This is a genomic window from Patulibacter ginsengiterrae (genome assembly GCF_056269115.1).
Genome location: NZ_JBWDOG010000004.1, coordinates 122,770 through 135,918 on the forward strand (window position 1 = coordinate 122,770; position 13,149 = coordinate 135,918).

The 13,149-nt window shown below is 72.0% G+C and carries 12 protein-coding genes; 3 read left to right on the forward strand and 9 right to left on the reverse strand.

Annotation, left to right across the window (positions count from 1 at the left end):
* Positions 1 to 36: 36 nt before the first annotated feature.
* The 6 genes from ACVUH9_RS08435 to ACVUH9_RS08460 all read right to left on the reverse strand — a co-directional run bounded on the left by ACVUH9_RS08435 (position 37) and on the right by ACVUH9_RS08460 (position 8,016).
* The gene (locus ACVUH9_RS08435) at positions 37 to 798 is read right to left on the reverse strand and encodes an amino acid ABC transporter ATP-binding protein (protein WP_475755836.1); all 762 of its coding nucleotides are present in this window, start codon (positions 796 to 798) and stop codon (positions 37 to 39) included.
* On the reverse strand, positions 795 to 1,745 hold the full coding sequence (locus ACVUH9_RS08440; protein WP_475755838.1) for an amino acid ABC transporter permease: 951 nt from the start codon (positions 1,743 to 1,745) through the stop codon (positions 795 to 797). The genes ACVUH9_RS08435 and ACVUH9_RS08440 overlap by 4 nt, the downstream gene beginning before the upstream one ends.
* Positions 1,742 to 2,734 carry an ABC transporter substrate-binding protein gene (locus tag ACVUH9_RS08445; protein WP_475755840.1) on the reverse strand — a complete coding sequence of 331 codons (993 nt, stop codon included), beginning with the start codon at positions 2,732 to 2,734 and terminating at the stop codon, positions 1,742 to 1,744. Before ACVUH9_RS08445 ends, ACVUH9_RS08440 begins: the two co-directional genes overlap by 4 nt.
* On the reverse strand, positions 2,731 to 4,011 hold the full coding sequence (gene lysA / locus ACVUH9_RS08450) for a diaminopimelate decarboxylase (protein ID WP_475755842.1): 1,281 nt from the start codon (positions 4,009 to 4,011) through the stop codon (positions 2,731 to 2,733). The genes ACVUH9_RS08445 and lysA overlap by 4 nt, the downstream gene beginning before the upstream one ends.
* Positions 4,012 to 4,268: 257 nt before the next feature.
* Positions 4,269 to 5,474 carry a serine hydrolase domain-containing protein gene (locus ACVUH9_RS08455; protein WP_475755843.1) on the reverse strand — a complete coding sequence of 402 codons (1,206 nt, stop codon included), beginning with the start codon at positions 5,472 to 5,474 and terminating at the stop codon, positions 4,269 to 4,271.
* Positions 5,475 to 5,643: 169 nt separating this feature from the next.
* Positions 5,644 to 8,016 carry an N-acyl-D-amino-acid deacylase family protein gene (locus ACVUH9_RS08460; RefSeq protein ID WP_475755845.1) on the reverse strand — a complete coding sequence of 791 codons (2,373 nt, stop codon included), beginning with the start codon at positions 8,014 to 8,016 and terminating at the stop codon, positions 5,644 to 5,646.
* Positions 8,017 to 8,361: 345 nt separating this feature from the next.
* Between ACVUH9_RS08460 and ACVUH9_RS08465 the strand changes: the two genes are divergently transcribed.
* Positions 8,362 to 9,834, forward strand: a complete 1,473-nt coding sequence (locus ACVUH9_RS08465; RefSeq protein ID WP_475755847.1) for a helix-turn-helix domain-containing protein — start codon at positions 8,362 to 8,364, stop codon at positions 9,832 to 9,834.
* A gap of 73 nt (positions 9,835 to 9,907) precedes the next feature.
* Here the strand turns inward: ACVUH9_RS08465 and ACVUH9_RS08470 are convergent, their stop codons facing one another.
* The 3 genes from ACVUH9_RS08470 to ACVUH9_RS08480 all read right to left on the reverse strand — a co-directional run bounded on the left by ACVUH9_RS08470 (position 9,908) and on the right by ACVUH9_RS08480 (position 12,071).
* Complete coding sequence (locus ACVUH9_RS08470; RefSeq protein ID WP_475755849.1) at positions 9,908 to 10,735, reverse strand: PaaX family transcriptional regulator C-terminal domain-containing protein; 828 nt, start codon at positions 10,733 to 10,735, stop codon at positions 9,908 to 9,910.
* 110 nt (positions 10,736 to 10,845) lie between these two features.
* Positions 10,846 to 11,361 (reverse strand): YqeB family protein, encoded by a 516-nt coding sequence (locus ACVUH9_RS08475; RefSeq protein WP_475755851.1) that lies wholly within the window; start codon positions 11,359 to 11,361, stop codon positions 10,846 to 10,848.
* Positions 11,362 to 11,423: 62 nt separating this feature from the next.
* Positions 11,424 to 12,071: a TetR/AcrR family transcriptional regulator gene (locus ACVUH9_RS08480; protein WP_475755853.1), complete on the reverse strand. Its 648-nt coding sequence runs from the start codon at positions 12,069 to 12,071 to the stop codon at positions 11,424 to 11,426.
* Positions 12,072 to 12,199: 128 nt separating this feature from the next.
* On the opposite strand from ACVUH9_RS08480, the gene ACVUH9_RS08485 reads away from it, so the two are divergent.
* Positions 12,200 to 12,562: a nuclear transport factor 2 family protein gene (locus ACVUH9_RS08485; protein ID WP_475755855.1), complete on the forward strand. Its 363-nt coding sequence runs from the start codon at positions 12,200 to 12,202 to the stop codon at positions 12,560 to 12,562.
* A gap of 45 nt (positions 12,563 to 12,607) precedes the next feature.
* Entirely contained in the window at positions 12,608 to 13,123 is a 516-nt protein-coding gene (locus tag ACVUH9_RS08490; protein WP_475755857.1) for an autotransporter, read from the forward strand.
* Positions 13,124 to 13,149: the final 26 nt, after the last annotated feature.

The window sequence follows — 13,149 nt, forward strand, 5'->3', positions numbered from 1 at the left end:
GGCGCGCCGCAGGTGGAGGAGCCAGCGACCCCGGTGTCAGAGCACCTTGGCCAGGAACGATCGGGTTCGTGGATGCTTCGGTCCGTCGAGCACGTCCGCCGGCCGCCCGCGCTCGACCACGATCCCGCCGTCGATGAAGACCACGCTGTCGGCCACCTCACGCGCGAAGCCGATCTCGTGCGTGACGACGAGCATCGTCATGCCGTCGGCGGCGAGCCCGCGCATCACGTCGAGGACCTCCCCCACCAGCTCGGGATCGAGCGCCGAGGTCGGCTCGTCGAACAGCATCAGCTTCGGCTTCATCGCCAACGCCCGGGCGATCGCCACCCGCTGCTGCTGACCGCCGGAGAGCTGCGACGGATAGGCGTCGACCTTGTCGCCGAGACCGACCCGCTCCAGGAGCTCCCGCCCCTGCTCGGCCGCCGCGGCCCGGCGCGTGCCGCGGACGCGGATCGGCGCTTCGATCACGTTCTCCAACGCCGTCATGTGCGCGAACAGGTTGAAGCGCTGGAAGACCATCCCGATCTCCGCCCGGTGGGCGGCGACCTCGTGCTCGCGAAGCTCGTGCAGTCGCCCACCCTGCTCGCGGTAGCCGACGAGGACGTCGTCGACCGAGAGCCGCCCCCCGTCGATGGTCTCCAGGTGGTTGACGCAGCGCAGGAACGTCGACTTGCCCGAGCCCGACGGGCCGATGATGCAGCAGACCTCGCCGGCGGCGACCTCCAGGTCGATGCCCCGCAGGACCTGGGTCGACCCGTACGACTTGACCACGCCCGCGGCGCGAACGCTGCCGGTCATCGGACCGGCTCCGGCGAGCTGGACGTCCGGGAGAGCGCTCGGCGCAACGGCCCTGGCGGTCGTGCGTTCCGCGTCGTGCGCCCGAAGCGCTGCTCGAGGACGTGCTGGCCGACGCTGAAGATCGTCGTCAGCAGCAGGTACCAGAGGCTCGCCGCGATCAGCAGATCGACGACGAGGAAGTTGCGGGAGTAGATCGACTGGGACTGCGTGAGGAGGTCGTGCGCGCCGATCACCGACACCAGCGACGTGTTCTTGAGCATGTTGATGACCTCGTTGCCGGTCGGCGGGACGATCACGCGCATCGCCTGCGGGAGCACGATCCGGCGGAGGATCGTGGTCCGGCGCATCCCGAGCGCCTGCGCCGCCTCGGTCTGGCCCTCGTCGACGGCACCGATGCCGCTGCGCACGATCTCCGACATGTACGCCCCCTCGTTCAGCGCGAGGCCGAGCAGGGCGGCGACGAACGGCGTGATCGCGGCGTTCGTCGAGACGCTGAGCCCCCCGATGCCGAGGTGCGGGAAGACGAGCGCGAGGTTGAACCAGAGGATGATCTGGACCAGCAGCGGCGTGCCGCGGAACAGCCACACGTAGAGCTGCGAGATCCGGCGCAGGACGTAGTTCTCCGACAGGCCCATGACCGCCGACACCACGCCCAGCACGATCCCGAGCGTCATCGCCGCGACGGTCAGGCCGATCGTGATCCAGACGCCGGAGATGATCCCCTCGTAGGTGAAGGCCTGCCGGACGACGCTCCAGTGGATGTTGTCGTTGGTGACGATCGCCATCACCAACGCGACGAGGACGGAGACGGCGACGAGCGCGCCGACCATCCGCCCCCAGTGCCGGACCGGCACGGCGGCGATCTGGTCGGCGGCTGGGACCGGGGGCGGCGGGCCGTCGCCGGGGGCGACCGGCGCCACGTAGTGCTGCTGGATCGACATGCTCATTCCGTCCCCTCGTTCACGGTCGCCCGCGAGAGCGCGACCTTTTCGATCCCGTAGCGCGCCAGCAGGTGGCGGTAGCCGCCGTTGTCCATCAGGCGCTGGAGCGCCGCGCGAACCGCCTCGCGCAGCTGCCGCTGCGACTTGTCCACGGCGATGCCGTGGAGCGAGTGCTGGAACGGGGTGGGCAGGATGTCGAACCCGGCCCCGCCCGAGGTACGCGCCGTGTAGACGGCCACCGGGTAGTCGGTCACGTCGGCGGCGGCCCGGCGGGTGCGCACCTGCAGCTGGACGTCGGCCTCGGCCGGAAGCGCACTGATCCGCATCGGCCGGCTGCCGCACTCGCGGCTCTTGCGCCGCACCCAGTCGAGCTGCGCCGTGCCCTTCTGGGCCGCGACGGTCCGTCCGCAGAGGTCGCTGATCTGCTTGATGCCGTCGGGGTTGCCCTTGGGCACGAGCATCCCGAGCTGGTGGACCTGGAAGTAGTCGATGAAGTCGACCGAGCGTTGACGTTCGACGGTGTCGTTCATCCCCGCCATGACCAGGTCGAACCGCCCGGACTGCAGCGCCGGCACGAGGCCGTCGAACGCGACCTGGGAGAACCCGGTCCGCAGGCCCAGCAGCTCGCCGATCGCCTGGCCGACGTCGGGGTCGAAGCCCTCGATCGACGAGCCGTCGTCGCCGATGAACTCGAAGGGCGCGTAGCTCGCGTCGGTCGCGACCCGCAGCGTGCCGCGCTTGCGGACGTCGGCGGGGACCATCGCGGCCAGCTTCGGGTCGAGCTGCTGGCGGACGAGGGCCTTGCCGGGACCGGCGTCGTCCTTGGTCCCGAGGTTCGCGCCGGGGAACGTCGACGTGCCGCAGGCGGCCAGCGAGACCGCGAGCACAGCGCCGATCGCGCCCGTGAACGTTCGTCGGACGAGGCGCCCGGGGAGCTGCTGCGAGCGCGGCTTCTGGTCGCGTCGGGGCCCCGGTGCGAGGCGTGTCGGGCTCATCGTCGACCCCCGATCGCCGGCGCCGTCGACGGCTGCCGGTTGCGCGTCAGTAGGTCGTCGATCGTCTCCCGGCGGACCACCGGGCGGACCCGACCGTCCCCGACCAGCAGGACCGGCGGCCGGCAGGCGCCGTTGTAGTTGTTGGACAGCGAGTAGCAGTAGGCCCCGGTGACCGGGACGACGACCACGTCGTCGCGCCGGGGGCGCGACAGGAGCGCGTCGCGGACCAGCAGGTCGCCGGACTCGCAGTGGCGGCCAACGAGGTCGAACAGCTCCTCCGGACCGTCGGAGTCGAGCACCGACGGGGTGAAGCGGGTGCCGTACAGCATCGGCTCGAGGTTGTCGCCCATGCCGCCGTCGACGGCGACGAACGACCGGGGGCCGTCCTTGACCACGACCACGGAGTAGAGCGTCAGGCCCGCACGGGCGACCAGCGAGCGCCCCGGCTCGATCATCAGCCGGACGTCACGACCCAGATGCCGGTGCACGGCCTTGGTCAGGTGCTCGGCGTAGGCCTCGATGCTCGGCGGATGCTCGCCGGTCGCGTAGGAGACGCCGAGCCCGCCGCCGAGGTCGTAGACGTCGAAGCGCCCCAGGCCAGCGATCGCCGCCACCGCCTGCTCGAAGGGCTCCAGCTCCAGGAGCTGCGAGCCGATGTGCGCGTGCAGGCCGTCCAGCCGCAGCAGCGACTGCCGACGGATCCGCGCGATCGCCTCCGGGGCCTGGGCCAGCGGCACGCCGAACTTCGACGCCGCCTGGCCGGTCGCCACGGCCTCGTGGGTGGAGACCGAGACCTCCGGGATGACCCGCAGGAGGACCGGCTGGGGACGTTCGACGAGCCGCGCCAGCGCGTCGATCTCGTCGAGCGAGTCGATCACGATCCAGCCGACCCCGGCCTCCAGGGCCGCGATCAGGTCGGCATCGGTCTTCGCGTTGCCGTGCAGCAGCACGTGCGCCGGGTCCGCCCCGCCCGCCAGGGCGATCGCCAGCTCGCCGGCCGACGCGACGTCGCAGCCGAGGCCTTCCTCGCCGAAGAGCCCGATCACCGCCGAGCACGGAAGCGCCTTGGAGGCGAAGTGGATCGCGGTCTCGGCGTGGTGCGCGGCGAAGGCGTCGCGGTACTCGCGAGCGGTCGTCCGCAGCTCCAGCTCGTCGAGGACCAACGCCGGGGTCCCGTGGTCGCGGGCGATGTCGGCCAGCGCGCAGCCGCCGACGAGCAGACGCCCGTTGGCGTCGTGCTCGGCGCTGCGCGGATAGAAGTCGATCGCCTGGGTCACCGTGCGCCTTCCGCCTGATCGCCCACGACGCGGCCGTGGGCCGATGGGCCAAGATCGCTTCTCATTGGAGACTTCATCAACACCATGTCGCTCGTCGACCACCTGTCGTCCTGAGGCCCGAAACTCCGATTGAGATTCGAGATTTGGGGCAGTATCTGCCCCCGATCGACCGGACGCAACGGAGGAACGTGAATCGATTGTCGACCGGTCATTAGAGGAACCTCTAACCAGATCTGGGGTCGTCGAGCGCACCGGCGTCAGCGCGTGGCGATGGCGTACGCCTTGGCCAGCTCCTCCCAGATCGCCACCCCGGGGCTCCCCTCGACCGCCTCGCGGTTGGTCACGACCATCAGCGTCACGCCTCGCGCCCTGTCGGTCGCCCCCATCGACGTGAAGCCGCCGTAGGTCCCCGCGTGGCCCTGCCAGACGCGGCCAGCGACCGGGGTTCGGTAGGTCGCCATCCCGTAGGTGCTGTCGTCGGAAGCGCCGCGCAAGGCCATCGACTGGGGCGTCGGCGTGATCATCTTCCTGACGGTGGCGGGCCGCAGGAGCCGGTGCTCGACGAACAACGCGTCCAGGAACCGGGCGCCACCCAACGCGGTGCCGGCGAACATCCCGTCCCCGAACGGCAGGCCAGCCACGTCGGTCGGGATTCCGGTGGCGCCGGAGCTGGTGAAGTAGTCGGTCAGCCCGCCATCGCGCTCCGCGGTGTAGCCGTGGGCGAAGCGGCGGAAGGTTCCCGGGGATCGCTCGGCGGTCACCAGGCCCTTCGCCGCCGATCGACCCGCGCCCTGCCGCTGGAGGACCCGCCGGAGGTCGCGCTCGAGCGCCCGGTCTCCTCCGGCCACGTTGCTGAGCACGCGCGCCAGGATGATGAACCCGGTGTTGGAGTACTCGTAGCGCTTGCCCGGGTCCACCGGCATCCGAATGCCCGGCGCCAGCATCGCGAAGGTGAACGGCCGGTTCGGATCGTAGTGCGGCTCCTCGAACAGGGGAGCGGTCTCGCGCTCGCCGTACAGATCGGGGTAGCCCGCGGTGTGCGTCAGCAGCATCCGGAGCGTGACGACGTCCGAGCCCGGCACCTGCTTGCCGAGATAGGCCGAGATCGGCTTGTCCAGGGCCAGCGCTCCCCGCTCGACCTGACGCAGGGCGTACGTGGTCAGGATCGTCTTGCCGAAGCTGGCGTAGGAGAACACCGTCGCATCGGTGACCGGCGCGGCCGGCTTCTCGACCGCCTTGCCGGAGCTCGCCGACCAGATCACCTTGCCCTTGCGCATCGCGACGGCCTGGGCGCCGGGGCGACCAGCCTTCGCTGCCGCGGCGGCGAACGCCGCATCCAGGGCCCCCGCAACCGAGCGCCCGCTGTTCGAGGGCGCCATCGTGGCCCCAGCGGGGGCGCTCGATGCGCCCGCCGCGATCCCGAGCGCCACCAGGGGCACGGCCATTCGGAGTCGTTTGATCATCGCTGTTCCTTCTGTCTGGGAGTTCGGGGTGATGCGTTCGGCAGGCCGGGGATCTGGCGCTCTCCGTTGACGGGGAGCGCCTTCGAGCGGAGCTCCGGCACCCGCATCGCTCCCGCCCGCCCTGAGCGGGCGGGAGCAGGTGGTCCTGGTGGTGGGTCGCCGACCGAGGTCAGCGGACGAGCACGACCGACTTCGCGGCGGCACGCAGGCGGGGATCGCCGCTCACCCGCACCTCGATCGCCCCGCGCGCCCCGCGCTTGGCGCTGGCCTTGACGCGCACGCCGACGAGCCGCTCGGCCCTGCCCCCGGGCGAGAGCCGCCCGATCCGGACGCAGGTCCCGGAGAGGAACGTCGCCGCGCGCCGCGAGGGCCGTGTGCAGACGCGCACGTTCGTCGCCACCGCGGTCCCCCGGTTGCGGACCACGACGCGCAGCTTCGCGGTTCCGCTACGGCGAGCAGCGACCGTGCTCGACGGGCGCGAGACCGACAGCTTCGCCGTCGCCTGCTTCGGCGAGCCGGGGCTGGGTCGGGCGGCAGGGGCCGGCGGACCGGCGGGGCCGGGAGGGCCGGCCGGGCCCGCGGGCCCCGTCGTCGTGGGCGTCCCGGGAGTCTCGACGACGTCCTTGGCGTAGGCGCCGCGCAAGGCGACCTGCTCGCCGACGCGCAGGGTGACGGTCGTCTGCCCGTCGGCGGCGAGCGGGTCGTGGTCGTCGATGGTCAGGACGAACGGCTGCTCGGCGCCGTCGGCGGTCCGGCCGAGGCCGGTCACGCTCGTCCAGCCCTTCGCCGTCTGGAGCCGACCGAGCGCCGTCGACGTGAGCGTGAAGCCGCCCTCGCGGGACACGTGCACCTCGCCTCGCGCCGCTGCGGCTCCCGCCGGCTGCTCGAGGGAGAGACGCAGCCGGGCCGGGCCCGCGCCACCGGCCGCGACCGTGCCGTTCGCCTGCGCCGAGAGCACCTCGCTCGCGGCGTTCATCGGCCGGTTCGGCATGTTCGACTCGCGCTTCAGGGCGAGGCCCGAGTGGGCGTTGGTCGGCTCACCGCCGGCCAGCGCCAGCGTGCCGTTGACGAAGACCCACTCGACGCCCTTCGCGTACTGCTTCGGCGCGACGAAGGTGGCCGTGTCGATGATGGTCTCCGGATCGAAGACGGTCACGTCGGCCCGCATCCCGGGGGCCAGGAAGCCGCGATCGACCATCCCCACCATGGTCGCGGGCAGGCCCGTCATCTTGCGGATGCCTTCCGCCCAGGTCACGTAGCCGGCGTCCCGCACGTAGCGGCCCAGGAAGCGCGGGTACGTCCCGTATGCCCGGGGATGGGTCTCCGTCTCCTCCGTGACCCCGCCGTCCGAGGAGATCGCGAGGTACGGATCCTGGAGGAACGCCTTGAGATCCGCCTCGCTGCCGATGTGCATGACCGCACTGACCGCGCCATGGTCCTCGAGGACGCGCATGACGGCCTCGCCGATCGAGACATCGCCGTACTCGGCCATGAAGTCGGCGATCGTCTTGTTGCTCAGGGTCGGCATCGCGACGTTCGTGGGCACGCCCACGTCGGCCTTCACGAAGTCCGAGACCTCCTTGTTGATCTTCGGGCGCAGCGCCGGATCGGCGAACCGATCGAGCATCGCGGCGAAGCCACCGTCCTGCGCCCACGCCGGCACGTAGAAGGCGAGGCCGGTCTGCGCGGCCGTGTACGGATAGACGTCGCCGCCGGCGTGCGTCCCGGACTCCCGGGCCTGCGCGAGCAGGCGGAGCGTGCTCTCGCCCTTCCCCCAGTTGAGCGGACCGGCCACCTTCATGTGGGTGACCTCCGGCATCAGGCCGGACTGCCGACCGATGTTGAGCACCTCGTTCGTGGAGTGCATGACGTAGTCGGTCTCGTCACGGATGTGATCGCTGAACATGGTGCGCCAGGGGCCGGCGGCCTTCACCACGTCGATGACCTCGTCGGTGCGCGAGTAGAACGCCGGCGTGTACCCGAGCCCGCTCGAGACGCCCCAGGCGCCCTGCTCCATCGCGGACGAGATCCGGGAGCGCATCGCGCGCTTCTGGCTCTCGGTCGGCCGTTCGTCGCTCTCGCCGACGACGTCCTCCCAGACCGTGTTGAACCCGACGTACGGCGCGACGTTGATGCCCTTGTCGGCCGTGCCGAGCCGCGCGAGCTGCGCGGCGATCTTGTCGGTGCCGCCGCCGTCGGGACCGAGCGTCTCGGTGGTCACGCCCTGCGTCAGCGCGCTCTTCGCCGCCGCCAACGGAGCACCGGTGTCGGTATGGGCGTGGACGTCGATGAACCCGGGCGTCACGTAGGAGCCCGCGGCGTCATAGCGCCGCTTGGCCGAGACGCCGTCGAGGTCGCCGATCGAGCGGATGTACCCGTCCTTGATGCCGACGTCAGCGCGACGACCGGGCGCTCCGGAGCCGTCGAACACGGTGCCGCCGTGGATGATCACGTCGAGGCCCGGTCCACCGTCCGCGTTGGACGCCGCCGTCCCGACGCCGATCGAGACCGTGGCGAGGGCGGCGCACAGGACGCCTCCCAACAACCGTCTGTCGTGTAGCAATCGCATCTCTAACTGCACTCCCTCGTCGTGCACCGTCGCTCGCGCCCCAGGGGGCGGCACGCGGTGCCGGTGTGTACTGCCCAACCCCGTTGGCGGGCTGACTCGCGCATCCGGAGCGGTCTCCCCTGCTGCCAGATGCCGAGCACATGCCGGACGCTCGGCGACGCGAGCCGGGGGCCGCGCACGCGCGACCCCTGGTTGGAGGAAGATCCAAGTGCTCGCACGGAACCATCGGCCGACATTGGCCGACCATCGCCCCTTCCCGTTCGCGGGTCAACGTGGAAAGATGCAGACCTCGCGTCAGTATCTTTAGAGGATCCTCTAGTGCCACTCACCGTCGCCGACATCGTCACGACCCCCGCGCTCGCGCTCGAAGTGCTCGCCGCAGGGGACCAGCAGCGCGTGGTGCGCTGGGTGCACGCGACCGAGCAGCTCGACCCGACCCCGTACCTGCACGGCGGCGAGGTCGTCCTCACCGACGGCCTGTGGCTCGAGGGCGCCGACTGCGCGGCGTACGTCCATCGGCTCGCGGAGGCGGGCGCGGCGGCGCTCGGCTTCGGCCTGATCGACGGGCGGCCACCGCCGCCGGCCGTGCTCGTCGACGCCTGCAGGGCCCACGGGCTCACGCTCTTCGCCGTCCCCGTCCAGGTCCCGTTCCTCGCGATCTCGGAGCAGTTCGTCGAGAACGTGGTCCACGAGCGGGAGGAGCCGCTCCGCCGGACCGTTCGCCGAAGCGAGCTGCTCCTCGACGCCGTCTCGGGCGACGGCGGTGCGGGACGCGTCCTCGAGGTCCTCCGCGCCGAGTTCGAGACCGACGCCTGGCTGTGCGACCGAAGCGACCTCGTGCTCGCGGGCGCCGCCGGCAACCGCGAGGCGCCCCCGTCCGACCCGACGCCGATCACCGGCGGCTGGCGGCGCTTCGACGTGCCGGTGCCGACCGGCACCACGCCGGCGACTCTGGTCCTGCGGACCGGCCCGCACCCGGCGGCCGTCGACGAGGACGCGGCGATCCAGCAGACGCTCGCCGTCCTCGGGATCGACGCCGCCCACCGCGAAGCGCTGCGGCAGACCCACCGGCGGTTCGCCGCCGAGCTCTTCGACCTCGCCCGCGAAGGCGAGTCGGAGGCACCGCGCATCGCCCGGCGCCTCCGCGACCTCGGAATCGACCCCGACGCCGGACTCGTCGCGATCGTCGGCGACGGACCGGGGGCCGAGGCCGCGCTGCCCGCGTTCGAGCACGCGCTCGAACGGATCATCTCGCCGGCCGTCGCGACCGTACGCGGTGGCCGGCTGCTCGCCGTCGCGCAATGCGACCCCACAGGACCGCCCCCGGGCCTCGGGGCCGCGCTCTCCGCCGCCCTCGGACCGCACGCCGCGATCGGGATCGGGACGCCGGTCGCCCACTGCGCGCTGCTCGACGCGAGCCTCGGCGATGCCCGTCGTGCCTGCCGTCTCGCGCACCTCCGCCAGGACGGCCGCAGCGACGCCGTGGCCGCCGAGCTCACCTCCCACGCGGGCCTGCTGGCCCAGCAGGATCCCGATGTGCTCGCGCAGTTCTGCGCGGGCCTGCTCGATCCACTCGTGGAGCACGACGCCGCTCGCGGCTCGGAGCTGCTGCCGACCCTAGCCGCGTTCCTCGCCTCCGGCGGCCACTGGCAGGAGACCGCCGACCGGCTCCACGTCCACGTGAACACGCTGCGCCATCGCCTCTCCCGGGTCGAGGCGATCACCGGCCGCCGGCTCGGCGACCCCGACGACCGCGTCGACTTCCACCTCGCGCTCCGCGCACGCCGCTGACCGCACGCGAAGGCCCGTTCGGGTCGGCACGGACGCCTTCGGGCGGCACCCCGACGGGGTCGCGTGGCCACGTTCAGGGCTCGAAGAGGCGGAAGAGCCGGAGCCCGGCGCTTGCCTCGCGCAGGCGACCCCAGCGGTGGTGGAAGCGGCGGCGCGTGCGGGCGGGCGGCCAATCCTCGTCGAGGAGCTCGGGCGGGAGCAGCGGGTCGGCGTGCATCGCGCGGGTGAAGAGCTCGGCGAGCTGGAGCGCGATCGCGACGTCGTCGACGACGGGCGAATCGTCACGGGCCTCGCGTGCGTCGAGCTCGTCGAGGGCCGCCGCCAGGGGCTCGTACCCGGCGCGGATCTCCGCCAGCGGCCACAGGGTCGCCGCGATCGCCGGCGCGCTCTCGGCCCCGGGAACGCTGAGCGTGCTGGTCTCGACCAGGGTGTGCTCCGGCACCGTGCCGAGGATCGCGGTGAGATCCTCGCGAAGGTCGTGGGGGCTGAGGTAGGCGCCGGGAATCAGCGCGACCGCGCCGAGCGCGGTGAGGGCCTGGCGGAGCGCGTCGCGCTCGGCGCGTCTGCTCTCGGCGATCGAGAACAGGACCACGCGCCAGTGCCCGTCCCAGCGGATCAGCCCCTCGTCCTGGGCCTGGGAGAAGCCGACGTAGCCACGCTCACGCGCACTGCCCGCCCGCGCGTTGGCGCTGAGGGCCAGGCGGCCCTTGCGACCGCGCCCGGTCTGCGTCAGCTCGTCGGCCGCCTCCATCCGGCGGATGGCCAGGCGCACGGGCTGGTCGGACAGGCCGACGGCTCGGCCGACCGCGTAGACGAGGTCGAGGTCGGCGGTGCCCGCCGCGTCGAAGCACGCCTCGATCACGGTCCTCGGGGCGACGGTGGTCGTCTCCAGGACGCTCATGCTCTTCCCCATTCGTCAGTCCGCCCCGTGATCTCGCGTGTCGGTGCGGAAGCGTACGACCCAGCACGCGCCGCCATCGCAGCGCCGCCGATGACGCTCATCGCGGACGCTCAGCGACTCTCCCACGGGTAGCCGTGCGCGGTGAACGCCGATCCGATCGCGTCCTTCCCGCCCTCGACATCCTCCGCGAAGAGCGTCCGCCCCTCCGGCGACTCGATCACGACCTTGCCCTTCTTCCGGTAGACCCCGCCGACCTGTGCCCGGGCGATCACCCGGGTGTCGTCGCCCTCGACGATCGTGATCTCCTCGTCCGTGATCCGCAGGTCCGGGCTCTCGTAGGTGATCACGAAGGCGACCACGAAGCCCACGGCGGCAAGCACCAACGGGCGACCCACGACCATGATCGGCGCGTCGAAGGAGGCGAGGAAGTCGACCACGCCGGAATAGGGGAACGAACGGCCTTCCGCTAGCTGGCCGATCCACGGAATCACGAACCCGAGCACCGCGCCCACCACGCTGCCGAACAGCCAGACGACCAGCTTGGTGCTCTGGGGCATGTAGAGGCGGGACTCGCGCACGGTCGCGGCGGTCGAGCCCCCATCCGCCTCTTCTCTCGTGTTGCTCACGCTCGTATCATAGGCGATCGCAATCGTCGCCGCCCAGGCTGCTGCCGGCGTCGCCGCAGACGTCAGTCCTCGTCGCGCGAGGCCTCCGCGACGGGCGCGGCCTCGGCGGCGAGGCCGGTGTTGAGCGTCTCGGTCACCATCCGGGCGACGGCCTGGGCGCCGCCGACGCCGGGGAAGAACGTGTCCAGGGTGCCCTCGCGCCAGAGCGTGACGGCACCGTGGACGGTCGACCAGCACGTCAGCGCGAGCGCGGTCTCGGAGTGGTGCCGGCCCCAGCCGGTCGCGCGCGCGGCGACGATCTCGTCGAGCAGGACCCCGAAGGCACCCGCGCGCGCCTCGGCGAGGTCCGGATCATCCGCATCGAGCAGCTCGGGCCGGAACATCACCGCGAACAGCGCGGGACGTTCCTTGGCGAAGACCATGTAGCCCACACCGTGCGCGGCGACGCGCTCGGCGGGCGTCGCATCGGAGGGGATCCGCCGGCGCGCCGCGAGCATCCGTCGCTCGAGCGCACGGAAGCCCTTCGCCGCCAGTGCCGTGAAGAGGCCGTTGCGGTCGCCGAAGTGGTGCCCCGGCGCCTGGTGCGAGACGCCGGCGCGCCGGGCGATCGCGCGGAGGCTGACCGAGCCGACGCCGTGCTCGTCGACCTCCGCCTCGGCGGCGACCAGGAGCGCTTCGCGCAGCGGCGTGGGCGTGCGCGGCTCCGACATCGCGAACGATCGTACCCGGGCGTGACTTGACAGTGTCACATCCCTGCGACTAGCTTGACACTGTCAAGTCGACGGCGGCGCCGAGCGTTCCTCGGACCGCCGACGTTCATCCGAGAAGGAGCGTCCCGATGTCCCTCAGCCAGCTGTTCGAACGCTACGACGACGCCTGGGCGCGTCGCGACCTCGACGCGATCGTGTCGCTGCACAGCGACGACGGCGTCTTCCACCTCCACGCCGCGGGCGAGCCGGCGAGGGGCCGGGAAGCGGTGCGCGCGACGTTCGCCGCGGTGCTCGAGCAGTACCCGGACCTGCGCTTCGAGCGCCGCGACGTCCGCTTCGGCGACGACTTCATCGTCTTCGAGTACGTGATGCACGTGCGGGGCATGAGCATGGACGCGATCGACCTCTTCGTCGTCGCCGAAGGGCTCGTGGCCCGCAAGGACACCTACCTCGACGCCACCGTCCTCGCTGCGCTCCAGGCCGCCGCCTGAGACCGGCGCGCCGATCTCTCGACACCGATCCACGAAAGGTCACTCATGAAGACCCTCAAGCACGGCGCAGTCGCAGCCGCGATGGCAGCGGCGTCCCTCGCGATGCCGGCGGCCTCCGCGTCCGCGTCGGTCACGCCGGACCCCTACGCAACCGCCGTGGGCAGCGGCAGCTTCACGGGGGACTCCGACGTCGGCTCCTCCACCTGCACGCTCGCGAACCTCGTCGCGGAGGCCCACGGCACCCGGCGCGGCGCCAACGTGAAGATCCGCGGATTCGACGCCTCGTGCGTCGGCGTCATCACCGCGGCGAGCTACGACAGGAGGATCCGCCTTCGCATCCGGAACGGCGCGGTCACGGGCACGATCTCGATCGTGATCACGAACGTCCTCGGCGGGCAGTGCCGCTACGCAGGGCCGGTGGCCGGGACGATCGCGCGAGGCGCCGACACCGTGTCGGCGGCGGGCACCGTCAGCTTGCGCCGAACGCTGATCGACCCGTGCGCACCGGACTCGAACGCCAGCCTGATCGTGACCTTCCCCGGCGCCAGCTTCAACTGGTGATCCCCCGGCTCGCCCGCCGCTCGCGC